Genomic DNA, 20,930 nt, shown 5'->3' on the forward strand with positions numbered 1-20,930 from the left:
CGCGGCCTGGCGGGCCCGGCGCCGGGTCGCCCGGGTGCGCGACCTCGCGCCCGCCCCCTCCGCCGTCCTCTCGGCGTCCGGCGCCGTGGGGCCCACGGCTCCCGCGGCGGTGCCCCCGGCGAGCCCCGCGGGCGGCACGCACCTCGCGGGTCCCGTCGACCTCGACCTCGATCGCGACGTCTACGGCCTGTCCGTCGAGCCGGCGCCCACCGAGCCGCGCTTCCTCGAGCGGGCGACCGAGCTGCTGCCCCAGCTCGGCCTCGACCGTCGTCAGGACCAGTACGCGGCGATGCTCGACAAGGCACTGTCCGACGGCTACCTCTCGAGGGACGAGGCCGGGAACCTCGCGACCCTCGCCGCCGAGCTCGACCTCGACGACCTGTCCCGTGCGCTCGTGCACGACCGCTACTTCGCCTCCCTCGTCTCGACCGTCTGGGCGCACGACGTGCTCTCGGACGACGAACGGCGGCAGGTGGACGCGGTCGCCGAGATGCTCGGCATCGCCCCGCACCGGCGCGACGCGGCTCTCGTGCCGTCCGTGCTCGAGCGCGCGCCCCGTCCGGCGGAGGACGACGAGCTCGACGAGTTCGAGGTCATCGAGGGGCTCGACGAGTCCCTCGGAGCGGCACCGGAACCCCGCACGCCGTCCCTGGCCCGGCCCGACGTCGGTCCGCTGGCACCCGGCGCACACGTCGCGCTGACCGGATCGCTCAGCCAGGAGAGGGACGCCCTCGTGCGGACGCTCGAACGTGCCGGGTTGGTCGTCTGGCCGGCGGTCACGACCGAGACGTCGCTGGTCGTCGCCGCGGACGTCGCCTGCGCATCGGGCAAGGTCCGCAAGGCCCTCCGTTACGGGGTGCCCGTGGTCGACGAGACGCAGTTGCCGTTCGTGCTGGCCCGCTCGCGTCGGTCACGCACGGCGGCCTGACGCCGAGGAGGCACGGGACGCCCCGTGGGGGATGGCTCCTTACAGGGCGGGATCGTCCGTGAAGTGGTCGTCGCTGTCGAGCGACGGCCACTCGGTCAGTTGCTCGGGTGCGGTCTCGGGGAGGGTGGTGCGTGCCATGGGGTCCGTCGGGTCGGGGTGCTCGGTGCCTCCGGTCGGACCACCTCCCGAGGTGCGGGAGGACGGCGACCGGGAGCTGGGGCTGCCTGCGCCCACCGTACGCGCCTCGCGGGGCTGCGCCTAGCGGAACGGCCGGTCCCGACGGTGGTGAGCACCGAGCCCTCCGGTCCATTTGCATGATGTGCAAGATTCCTTCGGCGTTCATCTTCGAGCGCGTCCACGAGGCCTAGCGTCGCACCGGGGCCATCGTGCCGCGGTCATCGGTCGGTGACCGGCGAGGGTCCCGGAGGGCGGTACCGATGGACGTGTTCGTCACCGTGGTGCTCGTGGTCATGATCGCGCTGGTCTTCGACTTCACGAACGGCTTCCACGACACGGCCAACGCCATGGCGACCTCGGTCGCCACCGGCGCCCTCAAGCCGAAGGTCGCCGTCCTCATCTCGGCCGTCCTCAACCTGGTGGGTGCCTTCCTCTCGACCGAGGTCGCGAGCACCGTCTCGAACGGCATCATCCGCGAGGGAGACGGCGGGGTCCAGGTGACGCCGGTCATGATCTTCGCCGGTCTCGTGGGAGCCGTCATCTGGAACCTCGCCACCTGGTACCTCGGGCTGCCGTCCAGCTCGTCGCACGCCCTCTTCGGCGGCCTGATCGGGGCCGCGGTCATCGGTGCCGGCGTGGGGGCCGTCGACTTCGGCGTGGTCCTGTCGAAGGTCGTCCTGCCGGCCCTGATCTCGCCCGTCGTGGCGGGCGTGGTCGCCCTCGTCGCCACCTACGTGGCCTACCGGATCACGCGGCAGGCCACCCTGCGGGGGTCCACCGCCGGCTTCCGGCACGGGCAGACGATCAGCGCCTCCCTGGTCTCGCTCGCCCACGGCACGAACGACGCCCAGAAGACGATGGGCGTCATCACGCTGACCCTGATCGCCGCCGGCTACCAGGGCGCCGGCAGCGCCCCGCAGCTCTGGGTGGTGCTCGCCTGTGGCCTCGCCATCGCGCTCGGCACCTACCTCGGGGGCTGGCGCATCATGCGCACCGTGGGCAAGCGCATCACCGACGTCCAGGCCCCGCAGGGGTTCGCGGCCGAGACGAGCTCGGCCGCGACCATCCTGATCTCGTCCCACCTCGGGTTCGCCCTGTCGACGACCCAGGTGACGTCGGGGTCCATCGTCGGGGCAGGGCTGGGCAAGAAGCTCGCCACGGTGCACTGGGGCGTGGTCGGCAGGATCGCGTCGGCCTGGGTGGTGACCCTGCCGGCCGCCGCGCTGGTCGGAGGGCTCTCGGCCTGGCTGGCCAGTTCGAGCACGGCGGGCCTGGTGGTGGTCGCGGTGCTCGCCCTGGCCGGTGGGCTCGCCTTCGCCCTCCTCGCCCGACGGCACCCGGTGACCCACGAGACCGTCAACGACAGCGACGAGGCCCCGGCCGCCGAACGGGTCGGCGCGAGCCGCGGACGAGGGGAGTGACCATGTTCTTGGGAGTCGACTGGGGCGCCTTCGTCGTGGTCTTCGCGACCTCGCTCGCCGCCACCGCCGTCATCGTCACCGCGTTCGCGACGGGGGTCCGTCTGTTCGCGGACGGCGCCGTCGAGTCCGACGGCGGGGCCGGTGCCGCGGTCCCGAGCGGGGGACCGTCGAGGTCGAGACCGCTGGGCGCCACGGTCGCCGGCGGGCTGTGCTTCGCCGTGGGGATCGCTGCCGTGCTCGTCGGACTGTGGCTGATCGTCCCCCAGTTCCACTGACGGCCCGGTCGGCGGGCCGGCGAGTATCGTGCGGGCATGACCAACGACAACGGCATCCCCGACGGTTCGACCGACATGACCGAAGACGACAAGAAGTACACCGAAGACCTGGCCGACGGGTCGAAGCAGGGCCTCGTCGACGACTCCGAGCAGAGCGACGACAGCGAGGTCTCGGACGGCAAGGACAGCTAGTCGCCCGGGCTCCGGCCCCGACAGGTCACGACATGCCGCTCACGTGCGAACGTGGGCGGCATGTCGCGTTTCCCCGACACGATCCGTCCCGAAAACGACCCTTCCGGCCGGCCCGTGTCAACCCCCCGTCGCGTTTTCACCACGTGCGGTCGCCGCCCCCCGGGAGAGGGACAGAGTGACAGGTCCTACCCCGATCACGACCGTCACCCGGACGGTCGCCGACGATCCGAGAGGCACGACATGAGCGACGACGAACGCTACGACGGAGACCCGTCCACCCCGGTCTACGACACCACCTCCGAGGGGCAGCCGCTTCGCGGCGCCGCCTCCGGGCACGACCACCTGCGCCGCGACGACGCCGTGACCGACCTGGGCGACCAGGTCGGCGCGTACGCCGACATCACCGACCCCGACGCGACGGCGAGCGACTTCAGCGCGACCGCGGCCCCGGTCGTCGAGGAGCACCTCGGGCACGACCACACCGGCACCGACGCCGGCACCGGCACCGGCGCCGCCGACACCGCGAAGGCCAAGGCCGGCGCAGCGAAGGACGAGGCGGCCGGGGTCGCGGACGACGCGAAGTCCGCGGCCTCCGACGTCGCCGGCAGTGCCAAGGAGCAGGTCTCCAAGGTCGCTTCCGAGGCCGGCGGCCAGGCCAAGCAGCTCTTCGGCCAGGCGACGGGCGAGCTCAAGGAGCAGGCCGGCGCCCAGCAGGAGAAGGCCGCGGCCGGCCTCCGCCAGGTCGGCGACCAGTTCGGCTCGATGGCCGACTCCGCCGACAGCGGCATCGCGGGCGAGCTGGTCCGCAACCTGTCCGGTCGCGCCCACGGCGTCGCCGGTTGGCTCGAGGGTCGCGACCCGGGCAGCCTGCTCGACGACGTGAAGTCGTACGCGGCGCGCAAACCCGGCACGTTCATCGCCATCGCCGCGGTCTCCGGCCTGCTCGCCGGACGCGTCGTCAAGTCGCTGACGGCCGAGGCCGGGGACGAGCACGCCGCCACGACCGGAGACGCCGGAGGTGCGGCGAGCCGGCCCGCGCCTCCTGCGTCCGCCGCCGCGCCGAGCCGTCTCGTGGGTGACGTCGGCCCCGTGGCCGGTGAGTACGACGTCGTCACCGAGGGCGACGTCCCCGGCGTCGGCACGTCGACGCCCGACTCCAGCGTGCCCACGACGTGGCCCGGCACCTCGGGGACGCGCGCGTGAGCGACCCGTTCCGCGAGCCCGTGGCGACGCCTCCCGCCCCGGAGGAGAAGGCCGCGACCACGTCGCTCGGCGACCTGCTCTCCGGCGTGACCGGTGACATCTCGACCCTCTTCCGCCAAGAGGTCGAGCTGGCCAAGGCCGAGCTCACCGAGTCGGCCAAGAAAGCCGGCAAGGGTGCGGGCATGTTCGGCGGAGCGGGTCTCACCGGCCTCTTCGCCCTGCTGTTCGTCTCGCTGGCCGCCATGTGGGGCCTCGGCGTGCTGATCGGCCTCGGCTGGTCGTCGCTGATCATCGCGGTCGTCTACGCGATCGTCGCCCTCGTGCTGTTCCTGCGCGGGAGGAAAGAACTGAAGAGCATCAAGGGGGCACCGAAGACGGTCGACTCCCTCAAGAAGATCCCCGAGACCGTCACGCCTGGAGGCACCGCATGAGCACCACCGACCAGAACGGCAGCAGCCGCACGCCCGACGAGATCCGCGCCGAGATCGAGCGCACGCGCGCCGGACTCGGCAACGACGTCGACGCGCTCGCCGACAAGGTGAACCCGTCGAGCATCGCGCATCGTCAGACCGAGAAGGTGAAGAGCCGCTTCTCGGGCGTCAAGGAGTCGGTCATGGGTGCGGCGCACGATGCGGCCTCGACGACCTCGGGCGCCGGTCACGACGCCGCGGGCAGCGTCTCGGACGCCTCGTCGGCGGCCGTGCGCAAGGCGAAGGGCAACCCGCTCGCCGTCGGCCTCATCGCCTTCGGAGCCGGCTGGCTCGTGTCGTCCTTGATCCCCGCCTCGGACAAGGAGAAGGAGCTCGTCTCCGACGCCAAGGACGCAGCGGGCCCGGCCATCGACTCGGTCAAGGGTGCGGCGCAGGACGTGGCGTCGAACCTGAAGGAGCCCGCCCAGGAGGCGTTCGCCTCGGTCAAGGGCACGGCGCAGGACGCCGCCTCGACCGTGAAGGACGACGCCTCGAGCGCCGCGGGCGACGTGAAGGACAGCGCCCAGCAGTCGAAGGAGAACGTGCAGGGAGCCTGACCCCTCGCGGCCCGCGTCCCGACGGACGCAGACAGGCCCGTCCCGACGAGAGTCGGGGCGGGCCTTCGCACGTGACCGCGCGGAGGAGCTCCCTGCCGATGGAGTGATCGTGCGACTCGGACCGCGGCCGACCGGGGTCGGCGTGGCCTCGATCGGCTCGAGCAGGTCAGGATGGTCGGATGCCCTCGTCACCCCGCGCCCGTCTCGTGCGTCGATCGGCCGGTACGGCCACGCAGACCGCCACACCCCCCAGCCCGATGCAGCGCCCCGGCGCCTTCCGGTTCGGCCTCATCGCGACCCTCGGCGGAGGGCTCGGCGTCGGCATCATCGTCGCCCTCATGGCCCTGTCGACGATCCTCGTCTACATCGGCCTCGCGTTCTTCCTCGCGCTCGCCTTCGAACCGGTCGTCCGACGCCTCGCGCGCGCCGGCGCCCCGCGCTGGGTCGGCGTCGTCGTCGCCGTCGTGCTGGTCGTCGGGGTCGTCGTGGGCATCGTCGCGGCCGTCGTGCCCGCGCTGATCGAGCAGATCGGGCACGTCGTGCAGACGGCCCCCGCCGCCCTGCAGGAGCTCTCGCGCCAGCCCTGGGTGCAGCAGGCCGTCGAGACCGTCGGGTTCGACGTCGACGTCGACGACGCGGTCGGCGCCGTCACCTCGTACCTGCTCGACCCCGACCAGTTGCTCGCCCTCGGCGGAGGCCTGCTCGCCGTCGGCCAGGGGATCACCAACGCCATCACCGCGGTGATCGTGGTCGCGATCCTCACCCTCTACTTCGCGATCACCCTCCCGCAGATGCTGCGCTCGCTCAGCCGCGCCGTGCCCCGCAGCCACCGCGAGAACGTCATGAGCATCTCGGACGAGATCTTCCTGTCGGTCGGCCGCTACGTCGCCGGGCAGGTGGCGCTCGCCGCCGTCAACGCCGTGTTCGTCTTCATCGTGCTGACGATCGCCGGCGGACCGGTGCCGGTGCTCTTCGCCACCCTCGCGTTCCTGGGCGCACTGATCCCCGTGGTCGGCACGGTCGTGGCCTATGCGATCATCATCGCCGCCACGATCACCGTCTCGCCGGTCACCGCGATCGTCGTCGGCATCGTGCTGCTCGTCTACGCCCAGGTCGAGGCCTACGTGCTGACCCCACGGGTGATGTCCAAGGCCGTGGCGGTGCCCGGCGCCCTCGTCATCGTGGCGGCCTTCGGGGGAGGGGCGCTCGGCGGCGTCCTCGGTGCCCTCGTGGCGATCCCGATCGCGACGGCCGGAGTGGTCGTCTTCGAGCGGGTCGTCGTGCCGCGCCAGCAGCGGGTCTAGACGGTCCGGGTCCAGACCGTCGGGTCGTCCGGGCCGTCGGGCCGTCAGGTCGTCCGAGCGGCGGCACGCGGGTCTGGGCAAGGGCACGGCGGAGCGCTACCGTGGCCGACATGAGCGGCGAACGCGTGGACGTGACCCTGTCGGACGGTGCCGCCCTGGCGGCCACCCGGTGGCGGGGCGACGGCCCGACCGTGGTGCTGTTGCACGCCGGCGTCGCCGACCGCCGGAGCTGGACGGGCGTCGCCGACGAACTCGCGGCCGACGGGCTCGACCTGGTGGCCCACGACCGCCGGGGGTTCGGCGAGAGCCCGGCCTCCGCGGCCGACGGCGGCGCCACGCACCTGGCCGACCTCGTGGAGCTGCTCGACCGGCTGGGCGTCGGGCGGGCGTTCGTCGTCGGCAACTCGATGGGTGGTGCGCTCGCCCTCGACCTGGCCGTGACCGCACCCGAGCGCGTGGCGGGCGTGCTGCTGATCGGTGCCGCGGTCAGCGGCATGACCGACGACGACACCCCGTTCGACTGGACCCCCGACCCGGCGTCGGGCCCGCTGATGGAGGCCCTCGACGAGGCGTCCGGCAGCGGCGACGTCGAGGCGCAGGTCCGTCTGCTGGCCCACCTGTGGCTCGACGGCCCTGCGGCACGGAGCGGCCGAGTCACGGGTGCCCCCCCGCGAACTCTTCGAGCGGATGAACGCCCGCATCCTCGAGGTCGCCGCACCGGACGGGGCCGGAGACGCCGGGCTCGACACGTGGAGCCGCCTCGGCGAGGTCGCGACGCCGGTCCTGGCGACCTGGGGCGAGCTCGACATCCCCGCCGACGAGCCGTTCTACGCCGAGACGGCTCGACGTCTCGGGCAGGGACCGGGTCGGGTGCTGCCGGGCGTCGCCCACCTGCCGGGTCTCGAACGGCCCGGGCTGGTGGCCGACCTCGTCCGCGAGGTCGTCGCGGGCGTCGGGAACTGAACCCGCGCCTCCTGGTCGTCAGATCGCGGGACCGCCGGGTGCCGGCGGGCCGGCCGGGTCGTCGTCACCGGCGAGCAGCAGGTCGATGCGGAGTTCTCGTTCTCGCGTGTAGGCCGCCAGTGCCCGGATCACCCAGAGCAGGGTCCTGATCAGGAGCACGGCCAGCGTGACGGCCAAGGCGAACACCACCACGAAGAAGACGGGGTAGAGGACACCGACGAGGGAGAAGCCGTTGGAGTACATCCCTCGACGCTAGGTCACGACCGGGGCCAGAGGGCTCCACCTCGCGGTGGAGCCCCGGGACTCACTCCTCGGCGTCTGCCGGGCTCTCGTCGGCCTGCGCGGTCTCGTCCATGCGGTCGCGGAGGTGGTCGGCCATCGAGGCCGCGCCCTCGTCGCCGTGGTCGGCCTCGACCTGTTCGATCAGGCCGCTCAGCTTCTCGTGGTCGGTCGCCTCGGTGGCCCCGTCCATGACGGGTTCGGTCTGCTTCTCGTCGCTCATGCACCGGACGCTACGCCCACGGGGTCCGCGACGGCTGGACCCGCGCCTCCGCTCGTGACGTGCGGCGCGGGGCCGGTCCGCGAGAGGTGCGACGGGCGGCGCGACGGGAGGCGCGACGGCCGGCGCCGCGGGCCCACCGAGGGGTAGCATGCGCGACCCGCGGCGGGTGGGGTACGCAGGGCCGGGCATCGCCTGGCAGCCCTGCGCGTGTCGCCCCGCACGTGCCTGGGATGGACCTCTGCCCCACCGGAACGAGGACCACATGAGCACGACGACGCGCCCCGCACACACCCGCACGAGCACCGCCCGCACGAGCACCCCCCGCACCGACGACATCACCCGTGCCGCGGCCGACCTCTTCGGTTGGACCGACCTGCACCCCGCCCAGGTCGAGGCCCTGGAGGCGGTGGTCGCCGGCCGGGACACCCTCGCGGTCATGCCCACGGGATTCGGCAAATCGGCGATCTACCAGGTGGCCGGTGCCGTGCTCGACGGGCCCACGGTCGTCGTCTCGCCGTTGATCGCGTTGCAGGCGGACCAGGTGGCGGGACTCGTCGGACGCCCCGACGCCCCGCCCGCCGTCGCGATCAACTCGGGCCACACCGACGCCGAGAACGACGAGGGCTGGGAGCGCCTCGCCGCCGGAGAGGTCACCTACGTCTTCCTCGCCCCCGAGCAGCTCGCCCGCGATGAGACCGTCGACCGCCTGAGCGACGCCGGGGTCGCCCTCTTCGTCGTCGACGAGGCGCACTGCGTGTCGTCGTGGGGGCACGACTTCCGGCCCGACTACCTGCACCTCGGCGAGGTCGTCGAGCGTCTCGGGGGACCCACCGTGCTGGCCCTCACGGCGACCGGGTCGGGCCCGGTGCGGGACGAGATCGTCGAACGCCTCCGCCTCGACGACCCGCTCGTGCTGAGCCACGGCTTCGACCGGCCCACCCTCTCCCTCGAGGTCGTGCGGCATGAGGACGACGACGAGAAGGCCCGCGCCGTGGTCGAGCAGGTGGCCGCCTCGACGACGCCGGGCATCGTCTACGTCGCCACCCGCAAGGCGACCGAGCACTACGCCGCCGCGATCGCCGAGCGCTGCCCCGACCGCACCGTCGTCGGCTACCACGGCGGCCAGCGCTCGGCCGAGCGGGGCGAACTGCACGAGCGGTTCCACGCGGGCGAGGTCGACGTGGTCGTGGCGACGAGTGCGTTCGGCATGGGCATCGACAAGCCCGACGTCCGGTTCGTCGTGCACGCCGACGTGCCCGACTCGCTCGACTCGTATTACCAGGAGATCGGCCGGGCCGGGCGCGACGGCGAACCCGCCACCGCGACCCTGCACTACCGCCCCGAAGACCTCTCGCTGCGCTCGTTCTTCGCCTCCGGCCTCCCCGGGCGCGCGGACCTGCGGGGCGTCTTCACCGCGCTCTCGGCGGCGGGTCGGCCCGTCCGGCGATCGGAGGTGTCGGACCAGCTGGCCCTCGGCGCGCGCACGGTCTCGCGCCTCATCGACCTGCTGCTCGAGGGCGGTGCCCTGTCCGAGTCGACCAAGGGGTTCGAGCCGGTCGACGGCTTCGACGCCCGCAGTGCCGCCGAGGCGGCGCGCGGGGTCGCCGAGACCCGCGACCGGGTCGAGCGCTCGCGCATCGAGATGATGCGCACCTTCGCCGAGGCGCCCGGCTGCCGTCGGCACTTCCTGCTCGGCTACTTCGGCGAGGACTCGCCCGAGCGGTGCGGCAACTGCGACGGCTGCCGGGCCGCCGAGAGGGCAGGCGACCCCCGGGAGGCCCGCGGAGGAGAGCAGGACGACGTCACCGACACCGCGCCTCCTGCGTTCGCGCCCGACGCCCGCGTCGTGCACGCGACCTGGGGCGAGGGCACCGTGATGAGCACGGACGCCGACCGCATGACGGTGTTCTTCGAGAGCGAGGGCTACAAGGTGCTGGCCGTCGCCGACGTGCTCGCGCACGACCTGCTCACGCCGGCCTGACCCGCTCGACGGGCTCGCCGGCGGCGGCGAGGACGGTGGCGATCGTCCGGGGGTGGGCCAGCACCCGGAAGTGGCCGCCCGCGTGGAGGCGCACGTTGACGGCGCCGGGCAGTTCGCTGCCCTCGGGGATGTGGGGGTCGAACTCGCCGAAGACCGAGGTGATGCGGCCGTTGACCGACTCGTCCCGTGCGAGCCGCATCGTCGTCGCGTCGCGGGGTGAGAAGGCCCGGAGGGCGGGCAGCACCAGCCAGGTGGCGTAGCGCGACCCCGAGAACGGCGAGCAGACGGCGACCATCGACCGCACGCGGCGGGTCTCGTCGAGCAGCGCCATGACGTACTTGCCGATCAGGCCGCCCTTGCTGTGGGCGACGATCACCACGTCGGTGAGTCCGTGAGCGAGCAGGTGGGCGGCGACGTCGCGGGCCGTGGCCTCGACCGGACGGCTGTTCCATCGCAGGTCGTCGAGCACGTGCACGGGGTGGCCCTCGGCGTGCAGGCGTTCGATCATCGGTCGGAGGAAGGCCCAGGTCTCCCACACGCCGGGGACGACGAGGACGGGCCGACCGGTGCCGCCGAGGTAGCGCTCCGGGTCGCGAGGACTCGTGACGGCCCTCACCTGCCAGACGGCGGCGTAGGCGTAGTCCTGCACCCACCACACGGCGTGACGGACGAGCACGGGGAGGCGGGGCACCACCCCGACCCTAGGCGTCGTCGTGCGGGACGTCCCGGCTCAGACGCTGTCGGGGTCGAGGACGAGCGTCGTGCCCGCGAACAGGTGCTGCGCGTCGTCGATGACCTGGAGGCCCTGGTTCATGTAGAGGAGCGCCGAGACCGAGATGCCGAAGCGCCGGGCGACGGCGTCGATGAGGTCGTCGGGCGCGACGGTGTACCGCTTGGGCGAACCGGACGCCGTGGTCGCCTCGAGCGCTCCCGTGGCGAAGGCCACCGCACCCGAGTCGACCGGGGCGATGTTCGTCCCACGCGGCGGCACCGACCAGGCGACCGGGGCGACGGCGAGCACCTTCCCGGCCGAGATCTCGACGGGGACGTCCGGGGAGGTGCTGGTCGAGTGGACGACGAGGGTCGAGAGGTACGACGGCTGGGTGACGGCTCCGAAGCTCCAGGACGCCGATGCCGGGGTCGCGGTGGGCCCCCCGATCTCGGAACCCCCGTCGCCTCCGAAGGTGATGCCGTCGCCGACGGACGGAGCGACCTGGTAGAACGACACCCCCACCGGCACGGGCAGGCTCGAGGTGAAGTCGGTCACGTCGGTCGTGTAGGTGCCGTCGCCGGTGGCGACCACCCGGTAGTGGAAGTGGATGCTGCCCTTGGGGGACGCCACGTCGGACTCGGCGACGACCGTGCCCGCGGGCACCGGGGTGATGAACGGCGCCGGCACTGCAGCGTCCTCGGGCGGCGGGGTGGCCGCCCGGGGCGAGGGCGTGGCGGGGGCGGTCGGCATCGGCGACGGGGAGGCACTCGGGGTGGGCGTCGAGGTGCGGGCGATCGTGGTCGGGCTCGCGGACCCGGTCGGTGCCCCGGCCGCGAGCGGGGCGGAGCCGTTCGTGGACAGGACCGCGCTCACGACCACGGCGACGAGGGCCGCGGCGGCGACGCCGCCGATGACGGCGAGGCGGCGACGGCGGGACCGGGGGACGGGTTCGCCGTCCTCGTCGTCGTCGGTCGCGCCGTCCTCGTCGTCGTCGGTCGCGCCGACCGGGTCGGCCGAGGCAGCGCTGGCGGCGCCGACGGTGGTGGCCGAACCCGCGGTGCCGGGGTGCGACCAGGCGACGAGTCGGGGTCCGGCAGCGTCCGACGCGTCGACCGTGTCGGCGTCGTCGTCGGTGTCGGCCGCGGGGGGCGCGAAGGGTTCGTGACCGGGCGTGACTCCCTCGTCGTCGCCCGCCCCCGGTGTGTGTCGTGCCATGGTGCCCCCTCGGCGACGATCCTAGGCGACGGCGTGGACCGGGTCGAGACCGATCGGTCGGGTCCCGGTCCGGGTACGAACCTGGAACAGCCTGTGAACCCCGGCGGCCCGCGGACACCCGGCCTACCGTCACGGGTGTACCGGGTCAGTCCGGTCGACCGACAACCAGGAGGTACGTCATGTCCGTTGGTGACAAGGCAAAAGATTTCGTCCAGAAGGCCGCCGGCAAGGCCGAAGAGGCCGTCGGCAAGCGCACGGACGACGAAGAGCTCACGAAGCAGGGTCACAAGGACCAGCACATGGGCGACGAGCGTCTCGAGACCGAGAAGGCCAAGGACGACCTCGGCAAGAACTGATCGTCCCGCCGACCCCGGTCGGCACCACGAAGGGCCCGGCATCCGCGGATGTCGGGCCCTTCGTCGTCCCGGCGGAGACGGGGGAACGAGCGGGTAAAAGTGCAGAGTGTGCAAGAACCCGACCGAGCGTGCTTCGGTGGAGGCATGAAGCGTCCGTTCCGTTCCCTCGTCCCCGCCGCGGTCGTCGTGGCGTCCTTCGCCGTCGTGCTCTCGGGCTGTTCGGCCCCGGGCGGCCTCGAGACGACGGCGGCCCCCACCGTGACCGTCACGGCCTCACCGACGACCGGCTCGTCGGCGACCGACTCGCCGACCAGCGCCTCCTCTCCCACGGCGACGCCGGGTCCCGACGGGGCGTCCGGCGGCGGTGGCGACCTGGGCGACGGCGCCCCGGGCGACGCGTCCTCGCGGTGCACGGTGGGCGAACTCACCGCCGAGATCGCCGACGGAGGCGGGGGTGCGGCCGGCAGCTACGGCGTCGCCATCATCCTGACCAACGGCGGTCAGCGCTCCTGCACCCTCCAGGGCTGGCCCGGCGTCTCGTTCGTCGGGGACGGGAACGGCACCCAGATCGGCGCCTCGGCCGCGCTCGACCGTTCGACGCCGCACGAGGCCCACACGCTCGCCCCGGTGCCGAGGTGCAGACGATCGTGCAGATCACCCAGACGGGGAACTACGACGCGTCCGAGTGCCGCCCGCAGGCGACCGACGGGTTCCGCGTCTACCCGCCCGGCTCGCTCGAGTCGATCTTCGTCCCCGCCTCGGGGTCGAGCTTCGAGGCGTGTGCGAACGCCCGGGTGCAGCAGATGAGGGTGAGCGCCCTGGCCACCTTCTGACGGCACGCTGGCTCGGCCGGCACGCGGGCTCGGCGGCACGCGGGTCCGGCCGGCATCGCGGCCGGGCGGATGGGGATCGTCCTTCCGCGGCCGACGGTCCGACGGCCCGACGTCCACGGACGTCTCGACGGGCGTGCCGGGGCCGGGGCCGGGGCCTGGGTCGTTGGCGGTGTCTATGTCGGTGTCGGAAATTCCTGGCTGGTGCTGCGGTGGGGTACGTGGATCGGCGCGGGACGGGTGCGGGCGTGACGGGAGCCAGGACTTGCCGACAGGGTTTGATGCCGATGCCGATGCCGGTGCCCGGGTCAGTGGTGCTGGCGGTGGGGGTGTCGGCATTTCCTGGCTGGTGCTGCGGTGGGGTGCCTGGATCGGCGCGGGACGGGTGCGGGCGTGACGGGAGCCAGGACTTGCCGACAGGGTTTGATGCCGATGCCGATGCCGATGCCGATGCCGATGCCGATGCCGGTGCCGGTGCCGGTGCCGGTGCCGATGCCGGGTACGGTGCCGTGCCGGTGTTGCGGTCGCGGTGTCGGCGATTCCTGGCTGGTGCTGCGGCGGGGTGTCGGGATCGGCGCGGGACGGGTGCGGCCGTGACGGGAGTCAGGACTTGCCGACAGGGGGACGGGACGCACGCTCCACTTCCGGGCCTAGAGACGCGCCTCGGTGCGTCGCGGCTTGAGCCGGGCGGGCGCATCGGAGGCGGCGACCCACTCGCAGGTGAAGGCGCCGCGGTAGCCGAAGAGGAACCCCAGGCGGTGGTTGTGCACCTCGAGGTCGACGTGGAACGACTCGTCGTCGTCGGACCACCACTCGTGCAACTCGGCCCGACCGCTGAACAGCATCGGGAAGCGGAACGAGACGGGGCCCTCGTGGAAGCGCTGCGCCCCGGATCGCAGCACGAGGCCGCCGCGGTCGTCGACCGACAGGTCGAGGTCGACCGCGAGGTGCTGGTGCGTGCCGAGGTAGTCGAGTACCCGCCCACGGTCGAGCACCATCGTCGCGTCGAATCGGACCGGCCGTCTTCCCGCGCGGCGGCGCGGCACCGAGTACGAGCGGACGAAGGTGACCGTCTCGCGTCCGAGTGCGTCGCGGTACGGGTAGTTCTCGATGACGAAGGGCACGTCGTGGCCGACGTCGGGCACCAGGATGTTGCGCAACCGCCCGATCTGCAAGAACGGGACCGTCCACCACGGGCCCCGCCGGATCGACGACATGACCCCCCGGCCCACGCAGGCCTCGCCCGAGTCGAGACCGACGCCGAAACGTCGCTGCATCATCGGGTGCAGACGCGTGAAGTCCTCGCCGAGGGCCTGCTCGAAGATCGACGTCATCGGGGTGACCGCCTCGCGGGGTCGGGCAGCGCGGCCAGGGTGACCGGCGCCTCCTTCAGGTGGTCGCCCGCGCGCGTGCCGCCGGCGGGCGCACGCAGGGTGCGGGAGGCGCGGGGGCGGTCCGGACGCCAGACCGCGAGAGCGCAGGCGAGCGGCCACCGCTCGGGTTCGCGGCCGGACTCGAGCCAGAGGCGCAGGCGGTCGAAGCTGTACGCCGTCGCCCAACCGAGCAGCGGACGCACGACCAGGTCGAGCGGGCCCCAACCCGGGTCGTAGTCGTAGCCGGTCACGAAGCGCGTCCGTCCGTCGGCGGTGGGCACGTAGCGCCAGTACCCGCGACCGGCCCGGATCGGCGAGAGGACGTCGTCGGTCGCGAAGCGCAGGGCGGACGTGCGCGAACCGTCCCGGCCGTGGCGCTCGCCGATGCTGACGCCCCTGCCCCGGACGGTGTGGACGGGCGTGCGGCGGACGTAGCGGAACGGGGTCGACCCGTCGGCGTCCGGCGGCCCGGGGGTGATTCTCGAGAAGCGGACGTCCCAGCGGACGTGCTGGGCGGGGTCCTGGGTGGCGGCCCAGACCCGGTCCAGGTCGGCGTCGATCACGGTCTCGACGTAGATCTGACGTTTCCCCACGATGGCGAGGCTAGGGCATGGTGACGGCCGGGTGGACACCCCGCGACGCAGGTCACGGCCGGATCTAGGCTCACCCCATGGACGAGAGCTTCGAGACGGTCCGCGACGCGTTCGGGGCGGCGGCGCGATGGTTCGCCGAGACGGTGCACGAGCTGGACCGGCCGCCGGGCCTCTGGGACGCCCCGGCCCTCGGCGAGTGGAACCACCGCGACCTCGTCGGCCACACGTCGCGGGCCCTGCTCACGGTCGAGCAGTACCTGCGGCCCGGGTCGTCGGATTCCGGCCACCGGACCGTCGACTACTACCGGGCGGTCCGGTGCGGCCGTGCCGACCCGGACGAGGTCGCCGAGCGGGGGCGGCAGGCAGGACGGGACCTCGGCGCCCACCTGCCCGAGAGCGTCGACGCCGTCGTGCGACGGGTGACCGGCATGGTGGCCGCACGGACCGCGGACGCGCGGGTGGAGACGCCGGTCGGCGAATGGCGGCTCGAGGCGTACCTCCCGACGCGCGTCGTCGAGCTCGTGGTGCACACGGGCGACCTCAGGGCGGCCGCCGGGCTCGACGGGCAGGCGCCCGAGGTCGCGGGTCGTCAGGCGCTGGTGGTGCTCGGGGCCCTCGTGGCCGATGCTCCGTGGGCTGACGCGCCGCGCCTCCTGACGGCCCTGACGGGTCGCTCGGCGCTCGCCGCCGGCTACACGGTGCTCTGACTGGGCTACCGGTCTGCCGCGGGTGCCTCCCATCCCTCGACAACGCCCCCGGGGCCTCCGGCTCGGGCTCTGGCTCCGGCAATTCCGGGCTCGTGCTGCGGCGGGGTGCCGGCTTCCGCGCGGGAGGGGAGCGGCTGCGACAGCGACCCGGAGTTGCCGACGGGGCGACGGCCTGGGCCACGCGGGGGGCCGTCGCGCTCGCGGTGAGCTGGTGACTACGGTGGCCGCATGAGCCACCCGCCCCACGACCCCTACCGGACGGCCTTCCTCGAGACGACCGACGGCGCCTCGCTCTACGTCGAGGAGTCGGGGCGTCCCGACGGCGTCCCCGCCCTCTGGTTGCACGGCGGGCCCGGCGGGTCGCTCGGTCAGGGCGGCTACCGACGGTCGTTCGATCCCCGGGCCTATCGGCTCGTCGGCATCGACCAGCGCGGTTCTGGGCGCAGCACCCCGAACGTCGTCGACGACCTGGCCCACCTCGCACGGCACACGACGCCGCGACTCGTCGCCGACCTCGAGGAGGTCCGTGAAGGTCTCGGCATCGACAGCTGGGTCGTCGGCGGGGTGTCGTGGGGCACGACGCTCGCGCTGGCCTACGCCGAGGAGCACCCGGACCGCGTCCGAGCCCTGGCGCTCATGGCGGTCACGACCACGAGTCGCGACGAGGTCGACTGGATCACCGAGGGGGTCGGACGGCTCTTCCCCGAGGACTGGGCCGTGTTCGAGCGCGAGAGCAGGAGGCGCGACGACGAGAGACCGGTCGACGCCTACGCGAGACGGCTGGCTTCCGACGACGCGGCCGATCGTGCGGCGGCCGCGGCGAGTTGGGACCGGTGGGAGAGCGTCCATGTCAGCCTCGACGATCCCGGGTCCCGCGGGCGGGGGCATCTGGGACCCGGCCGGCGAGAGGCGTTCGCCACGCTCGTCACCCACTACTGGAGCAACGACGGCTTCCTCCCGGGCGAACGGTCGATCATGGCGCGGCTGCCACGGATCGCCCAGGTCCCCGCCGCGTTGGTGCACGGTCGTCGTGACGTCAGCGGGCCGGCGATCACGCCGTGGCTCCTGCACCGTGCCTGGCCGGCGAGCACCCTCACCGTGGTCGAGGACGAGGGGCACGGCGGCCCGCGTCAGGTCGAGGTGCTCAGTGCCGCACTCGACGGGTTCGCCCGGCGGTGACGACTTCGTCTGCTCTGCCCGCCGTGCCCGGCATGCGTCGGGCCGACCTCGCACGGCCCGAAGGGGTGCGTTGGTTACCGGCCCAACCGTCGGGCGACGGCGTCCTCGTGCTCGCGGGGTCGAGTGGACGGGTGGACGGCGAGCGCGCCAGGCTCTTTGCGGCGCACGGCGCATTGGCTGAGTCGATCCGGTGGTTCGGAGGCGAGGGTCAGAGCGCCGGGCCGTGGGACGTCCCGCTGGAGACCTTCGTGGACCGTTTGGACGCCCTCGCCAGGGAATGCGACCGGGTCTGGATCGTCGGGACGTCGTTCGGGGCGGAGGCCGCCCTCGCGACGGCCGCCCGCGCGCCCGGGGTGTCCGGTGTGTTCGCGTTCGCCCCGTCGGACGTCGTGTGGGCGGGGTACGACCCGGCCGGTGCCGAACACTCGCACTGGACATGGGGTGGGGCGCCCATACCGTTCGTACCGATCGACCAGGAGTATCGGGGGACGGAGGAACCTCCTCGGTTCTCCCCCGTGTACGAGCGGTCCCGAAAGGCGTTCGCAGACCGGGTGGCGGCGGCGGCGATCGAGGTGGAGCGCATTGCCGAGGTCGTCGTCGTCGCAGGGGGCGACGACCAGGTGTGGTCGAGCTCGCTGTACGCGGAGAACATCCGGTGTCGCCGCGCAGACCACGGCGCCGACACCGTCGTGGTGGCTGGTGCCCTCGCCGGGCACCGAGCGATCCTGCCCGGGGAGTCGTTGGTGCAGGGCGGCATGGCCATGCGACGTGGGGGCACGGAGGTCGCGGACCGGGAGCTGGGGACACGCGCGTGGCGTGCGATCACCGCGATGCTCGCGGCATCGCGCTGACGTGCTCGGCTTCACGTCGAGTCGTCGACCCGCTGGAAGAGGACGTGGTCCTGCCAGCGGCCCGCGATCTCGAGGTAGGACGGTGCGATGCCGTACTGCTCGAAACCGGCCTTCCGCAGGACCCGCTGTGAGGCGACGTTGTGACGGAGCGTCCCCGCCTGGACTCGGTGGAGGCCGGCGTCGCCGAAGGCCCAGTCGACGGCGTCGCCGACGGCCGAGGTCATGATGCCGCGGCCGTTGCGGTCCTCCGACAGCCAGTAGCCCAGGTCACAGGACCGGAAGGGGCCACGGGCGATCCCGCTGAGGGTCAGCCGGCCCACCACGGCACCCTCGTCGACGATGACGAACGGCTGCGCCTCACCCCGGGATCGTTGCGCCAGCAGCGACGAGATCACCGACAGCTGCCCCTCGGGCGTGAAGTAGGCGTCACCGCGCACGGGGTCCCAGGGCGCCAGGAACTCACGGTTGCGCGTCAACGCCCGGGCCAACTCGGGGGCGTCTCGCGGCTCGATCAGGCGGAGGTGGGAGGACACGGGTTCACGGTACCGCCGGAGACGCGGCCCGATGCCGTCGTCGTCGCCGTCGTCATCGGGTCGGCCTCGTGTTCATGTTCGTCCTACGGGGCGCCGTCCTCCGTGCCGGGCTCCAGTCCTGGGGGTCGAGTGCGTCGAGCTCGACGAGCACCCGGTCGACGAGGTCACGCCAGGCCTGACTGCGGCGGGGTTCGTCGACGTCCGCCTCTCGTCGACGGAGGAATCAGCGGACGGCCCTCACCGCGCCTCCGGACGCCCGGCCTCGTCGAGCGCGCGCAGCAGCGCCTCGCCGTCGCGCACGTCCACGAAGGTCATCGGCAGCGGGGCCATGACCCCGTCGAGGCCCGTGTTGGTCAGGCCACGCTGCCGTGCGCCGAACGGGGTGTTCCCCGTGATCGAGTCGGTCCAGTCGACGCTGACGTGGGTGCGGTCCCGGGACCACGAGACCTCTTGGTTCTGCTGCTTCGCCGGCGCCTGGTGGACGGTCGACCCGACGACCAGGAACGACCTCTGGTCGGTGACCGCGTAACCCGTCTTCGCCTTCCGGGCCCGCTTGAGCAGGAACCTGCCGACCACGAAGAAGAGGCCGATCGCGACGAAGACCCCACCGAAGGCGACGAAGAACCACGACGCCCCGTCGCGCAGCGCGGAGACCTCCCAGAAGATCGCGAACCCGCACCACAGCAGGCTGAACGGCACGAGGAACAGGTCGTTGCGACCGAAGGTCACGCTCTCATCCGGGCCGCCCGACCAGAGCAGGTGCTCGCCGGGGCGCAGCTCCGGCTGGACGAGGGCACGTCGGTCGTCGGGCACGCGGGCGTCGGGAGCGCTCATGGTCGAGAAACTACCGTGACGCGTCCGCCGCCGTCACCGCGCCCGGGCTGGGGTGCCGTCAGGCCCGGGGCCGGTCGAACCGGGCGCCGCCGGGCTTCGGGCCGAGCAGCGACAGGATGAAGATGACGAATCCGCCGAGGTACGGGACGAGGTTGATGAGCAACAACCACCCGCTGAGGTCGATGTCGTGGAGTCGCCGCGCTCCGAGGGAGAGGAACGGCACGATCGTCCCGAAGAAGAGGATCGCGAAGACGAAGCCGAAGGGAATGGAACCGGGTCCGGGTTCGAGGGTGCCGTCGTAGTCGGTCGTGCTCCCCGGGAGGCCCGCGAGGAACCCGACGATGCCGAGGACGAAGTAGAGGACCGTGTTGGCGAGGACCACCCACCAGTACTCGCTGCGGCTCGCGCGCCCCGTGAAGTCGGCGTACTTGAGGAAGAACCGCTTCACCGCGACGACCGGGCCCGCCCCGTACAGCGGCGCCCAGAGGGGGACCGACCCGCCCGGGCCGGAGGGCGACCCCTGCGGCGGCTGTCCGTACGAGGGCTGTGCATACGAGGGCTGCCCGTACGAGGGCTGTCCGTACCCGGGCTGCTGCTGCGGGTGGCCGGAGGGCTGCTGCCCGTACGGCGGAGGCGTCGGCTGCCCGTAGGGCGGCTGCTGCCCGTAGGGCGGGGGCGTCGGCTGCCCGTAGGAGGGCTGCCCGTAGGGCGGCTGCTGCGGCTGCTGCGGCTGTCCGCCCCGCTGGTCCGCTCCGTCGTTCTGATCGGTCATGAGATCCCCCTCGTCCGCGCCGCCCACCGCGACCCGACCACCCTATCGATCGGGGGAGTCGTACCGTCGCACCGTGCAGACACCGGCCGTCCTCCGTGACGATTCACCCGAGGCCGCCGCTCTCCTCGGCGCTCACCGTGGTCGCACCCACCCCCTGAACGTCGGTCGAGTGGTCCCGAATCGTCCCTCGTCGGTCGACGAAGGACGATGGGGGACCACTCGACGCGACCGCGGGAGTGATCGCGCGGGCCCCGGGATCAGCCCCAGCCGCCGAGGTAGGCGGCGACGCTCGGCTCGCCCGCGACGGGCGTCAGCCAGTCCACGGAGGCGCGGTGCGAGACGAACGCGACGCCCGCCCCCCAGCGTCGGGCACGCAGGGCGGCGCGGCGCGACTCGACCGTCACGAGCACGCGGCCCGACGGGTCCGCCAACTCGAGCGTGCCGAGCGACCCGACGCCCACCGCGTCCGTCGCCGTCCGCAGGTCGCGCGCGACGTCGTCCCCGAGGCCGACCGCAGCGGCCAGGGCCTGCACCCGGGCGTCGTCCGAGCCGCTGGCCTCCACCGCGGGCAGCACCCGCACGGGCCCTTCGAGCGTCACGACCACCCGGGCACCGGCCAGCGCCGCGGCGGCAGCGTCCGACGAGCGGCCCCGCACCCGCTGGTCCGCCTCGAAGACCCGGGCCACGTCGTCCGGCACCACGACCGTCGCGTCCGGCATCGCCGCCAGCACGCTGTCCACCGCGACGAACGCCGCACCGGCCGAGATCGAGGTCCCGACGGCGGCGACCAGGTCGACGCAGACGTCCACCGCGCGACTCCGCACGCCGAACCCGCGCGAGCCGCGCACGGCGATCAGATCGGCGAGGCGCAGGGTCTCGCCGTTCTTCTCGGCCTGACGCCGCGCCTCCTCGTCCTCGTGAGCGGCCGCCGACGCCGCCGACGCCGAGTCCGCCGACGCCGAGGCCGCCGACCCCGCCGACCCGCCGCCGGCACCCGTCGCC

Annotated in this window: 24 protein-coding genes and 3 pseudogenes; 17 read left to right on the plus strand and 10 right to left on the minus strand. The window is 73.2% G+C overall.

Annotation, left to right across the window (positions count from 1 at the left end):
• From IFT36_RS09605 to IFT36_RS16445, 10 genes and pseudogenes are all read left to right on the plus strand, one after another.
• Positions 1 to 928: BRCT domain-containing protein (locus tag IFT36_RS09605; RefSeq protein WP_307785074.1), on the plus strand; the 928-nt coding region annotated here is incomplete at its 5' end.
• A gap of 437 nt (positions 929 to 1,365) precedes the next feature.
• Positions 1,366 to 2,526, plus strand: a complete 1,161-nt coding sequence (locus tag IFT36_RS09610) for an inorganic phosphate transporter (protein WP_200412989.1) — start codon at positions 1,366 to 1,368, stop codon at positions 2,524 to 2,526.
• Positions 2,527 to 2,528: 2 nt separating this feature from the next.
• The gene (locus IFT36_RS09615; protein WP_200412990.1) at positions 2,529 to 2,801 is read left to right on the plus strand and encodes a hypothetical protein; all 273 of its coding nucleotides are present in this window, start codon (positions 2,529 to 2,531) and stop codon (positions 2,799 to 2,801) included.
• 36 nt (positions 2,802 to 2,837) lie between these two features.
• Positions 2,838 to 2,993, plus strand: coding sequence for a hypothetical protein (locus IFT36_RS09620; protein ID WP_157485374.1), 156 nt, complete (start codon positions 2,838 to 2,840; stop codon positions 2,991 to 2,993).
• Positions 2,994 to 3,233: 240 nt separating this feature from the next.
• Complete coding sequence (locus IFT36_RS09625; protein ID WP_200412991.1) at positions 3,234 to 4,196, plus strand: hypothetical protein; 963 nt, start codon at positions 3,234 to 3,236, stop codon at positions 4,194 to 4,196.
• Positions 4,193 to 4,627, plus strand: coding sequence for a phage holin family protein (locus IFT36_RS09630; RefSeq protein ID WP_233568373.1), 435 nt, complete (start codon positions 4,193 to 4,195; stop codon positions 4,625 to 4,627). The genes IFT36_RS09625 and IFT36_RS09630 overlap by 4 nt, the downstream gene beginning before the upstream one ends.
• Complete coding sequence (locus IFT36_RS09635) at positions 4,624 to 5,223, plus strand: DUF3618 domain-containing protein (RefSeq protein ID WP_123570633.1); 600 nt, start codon at positions 4,624 to 4,626, stop codon at positions 5,221 to 5,223. The genes IFT36_RS09630 and IFT36_RS09635 overlap by 4 nt, the downstream gene beginning before the upstream one ends.
• Before the next feature lie 179 nt (positions 5,224 to 5,402).
• Positions 5,403 to 6,527 carry an AI-2E family transporter gene (locus IFT36_RS09640; RefSeq protein ID WP_123570632.1) on the plus strand — a complete coding sequence of 375 codons (1,125 nt, stop codon included), beginning with the start codon at positions 5,403 to 5,405 and terminating at the stop codon, positions 6,525 to 6,527.
• Positions 6,528 to 6,637: 110 nt separating this feature from the next.
• Positions 6,638 to 7,180 (plus strand): annotated as a pseudogene (locus IFT36_RS17095) (alpha/beta fold hydrolase); the annotation flags it as partial.
• Between the two features lie 7 nt (positions 7,181 to 7,187).
• Positions 7,188 to 7,490, plus strand: coding sequence for an alpha/beta fold hydrolase (locus tag IFT36_RS16445; protein ID WP_249408559.1), 303 nt, complete (start codon positions 7,188 to 7,190; stop codon positions 7,488 to 7,490).
• An 18-nt stretch (positions 7,491 to 7,508) separates the two neighbouring features.
• Here the strand turns inward: IFT36_RS16445 and IFT36_RS16450 are convergent, their stop codons facing one another.
• Complete coding sequence (locus IFT36_RS16450; protein WP_173151588.1) at positions 7,509 to 7,733, minus strand: hypothetical protein; 225 nt, start codon at positions 7,731 to 7,733, stop codon at positions 7,509 to 7,511.
• Between the two features lie 61 nt (positions 7,734 to 7,794).
• A complete protein-coding gene (locus tag IFT36_RS09650) occupies positions 7,795 to 7,992 on the minus strand; it encodes a hypothetical protein (RefSeq protein ID WP_054146271.1) in 198 nt (65 codons plus the stop codon).
• A 262-nt stretch (positions 7,993 to 8,254) separates the two neighbouring features.
• Between IFT36_RS09650 and IFT36_RS09655 the strand changes: the two genes are divergently transcribed.
• Positions 8,255 to 9,973, plus strand: a complete 1,719-nt coding sequence (locus IFT36_RS09655) for a RecQ family ATP-dependent DNA helicase (protein ID WP_200412993.1) — start codon at positions 8,255 to 8,257, stop codon at positions 9,971 to 9,973.
• Here the strand turns inward: IFT36_RS09655 and IFT36_RS09660 are convergent.
• Positions 9,960 to 10,664, minus strand: a complete 705-nt coding sequence (locus IFT36_RS09660) for an alpha/beta fold hydrolase (RefSeq protein WP_307785075.1) — start codon at positions 10,662 to 10,664, stop codon at positions 9,960 to 9,962. The genes IFT36_RS09655 and IFT36_RS09660 overlap by 14 nt on opposite strands.
• A 39-nt stretch (positions 10,665 to 10,703) precedes the next feature.
• Positions 10,704 to 11,900, minus strand: a complete 1,197-nt coding sequence (locus IFT36_RS09665; protein WP_200412995.1) for a LysM peptidoglycan-binding domain-containing protein — start codon at positions 11,898 to 11,900, stop codon at positions 10,704 to 10,706.
• Positions 11,901 to 12,079: 179 nt separating this feature from the next.
• Here IFT36_RS09665 and IFT36_RS09670 point away from each other — a divergent pair, with 179 nt between their 5' ends.
• The 3 genes and pseudogenes from IFT36_RS09670 to IFT36_RS16905 all read left to right on the plus strand — a co-directional run bounded on the left by IFT36_RS09670 (position 12,080) and on the right by IFT36_RS16905 (position 13,089).
• Positions 12,080 to 12,256: a CsbD family protein gene (locus IFT36_RS09670; protein WP_192124401.1), complete on the plus strand. Its 177-nt coding sequence runs from the start codon at positions 12,080 to 12,082 to the stop codon at positions 12,254 to 12,256.
• 144 nt (positions 12,257 to 12,400) lie between these two features.
• Positions 12,401 to 12,823: pseudogene (locus IFT36_RS16900) on the plus strand (DUF4232 domain-containing protein); the annotation flags it as partial.
• A gap of 80 nt (positions 12,824 to 12,903) precedes the next feature.
• Positions 12,904 to 13,089, plus strand: coding sequence for a DUF4232 domain-containing protein (locus IFT36_RS16905; protein ID WP_307785077.1), 186 nt, complete (start codon positions 12,904 to 12,906; stop codon positions 13,087 to 13,089).
• 647 nt (positions 13,090 to 13,736) lie between these two features.
• Here IFT36_RS16905 and IFT36_RS09680 read toward each other — a convergent pair.
• Positions 13,737 to 14,420 carry a DUF4166 domain-containing protein gene (locus tag IFT36_RS09680; protein WP_200412996.1) on the minus strand — a complete coding sequence of 228 codons (684 nt, stop codon included), beginning with the start codon at positions 14,418 to 14,420 and terminating at the stop codon, positions 13,737 to 13,739.
• Positions 14,417 to 15,052, minus strand: coding sequence for an SRPBCC family protein (locus tag IFT36_RS09685; protein WP_307785076.1), 636 nt, complete (start codon positions 15,050 to 15,052; stop codon positions 14,417 to 14,419). Before IFT36_RS09685 ends, IFT36_RS09680 begins: the two co-directional genes overlap by 4 nt.
• A gap of 77 nt (positions 15,053 to 15,129) precedes the next feature.
• Here IFT36_RS09685 and IFT36_RS09690 point away from each other — a divergent pair, with 77 nt between their 5' ends.
• From IFT36_RS09690 to IFT36_RS09700, 3 genes are all read left to right on the plus strand, one after another.
• Complete coding sequence (locus IFT36_RS09690) at positions 15,130 to 15,759, plus strand: maleylpyruvate isomerase N-terminal domain-containing protein (RefSeq protein WP_200412997.1); 630 nt, start codon at positions 15,130 to 15,132, stop codon at positions 15,757 to 15,759.
• Between the two features lie 228 nt (positions 15,760 to 15,987).
• Positions 15,988 to 16,938 (plus strand): alpha/beta fold hydrolase, encoded by a 951-nt coding sequence (locus IFT36_RS09695; protein ID WP_192124413.1) that lies wholly within the window; start codon positions 15,988 to 15,990, stop codon positions 16,936 to 16,938.
• A 131-nt stretch (positions 16,939 to 17,069) separates the two neighbouring features.
• On the plus strand, positions 17,070 to 17,789 hold the full coding sequence (locus IFT36_RS09700) for an acyl-CoA thioester hydrolase/BAAT C-terminal domain-containing protein (protein WP_056046797.1): 720 nt from the start codon (positions 17,070 to 17,072) through the stop codon (positions 17,787 to 17,789).
• Between the two features lie 11 nt (positions 17,790 to 17,800).
• On the opposite strand, the gene IFT36_RS09705 is transcribed toward IFT36_RS09700, so the two are convergent.
• The 4 genes and pseudogenes from IFT36_RS09705 to IFT36_RS09720 form a co-directional block, all read right to left on the minus strand.
• Positions 17,801 to 18,322: a GNAT family N-acetyltransferase gene (locus IFT36_RS09705; RefSeq protein WP_200412998.1), complete on the minus strand. Its 522-nt coding sequence runs from the start codon at positions 18,320 to 18,322 to the stop codon at positions 17,801 to 17,803.
• 237 nt (positions 18,323 to 18,559) lie between these two features.
• The gene (locus IFT36_RS09710; RefSeq protein ID WP_123570621.1) at positions 18,560 to 19,156 is read right to left on the minus strand and encodes a hypothetical protein; all 597 of its coding nucleotides are present in this window, start codon (positions 19,154 to 19,156) and stop codon (positions 18,560 to 18,562) included.
• Between the two features lie 58 nt (positions 19,157 to 19,214).
• Complete coding sequence (locus IFT36_RS09715; RefSeq protein WP_200412999.1) at positions 19,215 to 19,928, minus strand: DUF805 domain-containing protein; 714 nt, start codon at positions 19,926 to 19,928, stop codon at positions 19,215 to 19,217.
• A 257-nt stretch (positions 19,929 to 20,185) separates the two neighbouring features.
• Positions 20,186 to 20,930: pseudogene (locus IFT36_RS09720) on the minus strand (hypothetical protein); the annotation flags it as partial.

The sequence above is a fragment of the Frigoribacterium sp. CFBP 13605 genome (assembly GCF_014839405.1).
Lineage (GTDB): Bacteria > Actinomycetota > Actinomycetes > Actinomycetales > Microbacteriaceae > Frigoribacterium.

Coding starts and splice junctions, on each gene's coding strand:
- IFT36_RS09610 (WP_200412989.1), top strand. CDS start 1,366: ATGGACGTGTTCGTCACCGTGGTGCTCGTGGTCATGATCGCGCTGGTC.
- IFT36_RS09615 (WP_200412990.1), top strand. CDS start 2,529: ATGTTCTTGGGAGTCGACTGGGGCGCCTTCGTCGTGGTCTTCGCGACC.
- IFT36_RS09620 (WP_157485374.1), top strand. CDS start 2,838: ATGACCAACGACAACGGCATCCCCGACGGTTCGACCGACATGACCGAA.
- IFT36_RS09625 (WP_200412991.1), top strand. CDS start 3,234: ATGAGCGACGACGAACGCTACGACGGAGACCCGTCCACCCCGGTCTAC.
- IFT36_RS09635 (WP_123570633.1), top strand. CDS start 4,624: ATGAGCACCACCGACCAGAACGGCAGCAGCCGCACGCCCGACGAGATC.
- IFT36_RS09640 (WP_123570632.1), top strand. CDS start 5,403: ATGCCCTCGTCACCCCGCGCCCGTCTCGTGCGTCGATCGGCCGGTACG.
- IFT36_RS16450 (WP_173151588.1), bottom strand. CDS start 7,733: ATGTACTCCAACGGCTTCTCCCTCGTCGGTGTCCTCTACCCCGTCTTC.
- IFT36_RS09650 (WP_054146271.1), bottom strand. CDS start 7,992: ATGAGCGACGAGAAGCAGACCGAACCCGTCATGGACGGGGCCACCGAG.
- IFT36_RS09655 (WP_200412993.1), top strand. CDS start 8,255: ATGAGCACGACGACGCGCCCCGCACACACCCGCACGAGCACCGCCCGC.
- IFT36_RS09665 (WP_200412995.1), bottom strand. CDS start 11,900: ATGGCACGACACACACCGGGGGCGGGCGACGACGAGGGAGTCACGCCC.
- IFT36_RS09670 (WP_192124401.1), top strand. CDS start 12,080: ATGTCCGTTGGTGACAAGGCAAAAGATTTCGTCCAGAAGGCCGCCGGC.
- IFT36_RS09680 (WP_200412996.1), bottom strand. CDS start 14,420: ATGACGTCGATCTTCGAGCAGGCCCTCGGCGAGGACTTCACGCGTCTG.
- IFT36_RS09690 (WP_200412997.1), top strand. CDS start 15,130: ATGGACGAGAGCTTCGAGACGGTCCGCGACGCGTTCGGGGCGGCGGCG.
- IFT36_RS09695 (WP_192124413.1), top strand. CDS start 15,988: ATGAGCCACCCGCCCCACGACCCCTACCGGACGGCCTTCCTCGAGACG.
- IFT36_RS09710 (WP_123570621.1), bottom strand. CDS start 19,156: ATGAGCGCTCCCGACGCCCGCGTGCCCGACGACCGACGTGCCCTCGTC.
- IFT36_RS09715 (WP_200412999.1), bottom strand. CDS start 19,928: ATGACCGATCAGAACGACGGAGCGGACCAGCGGGGCGGACAGCCGCAG.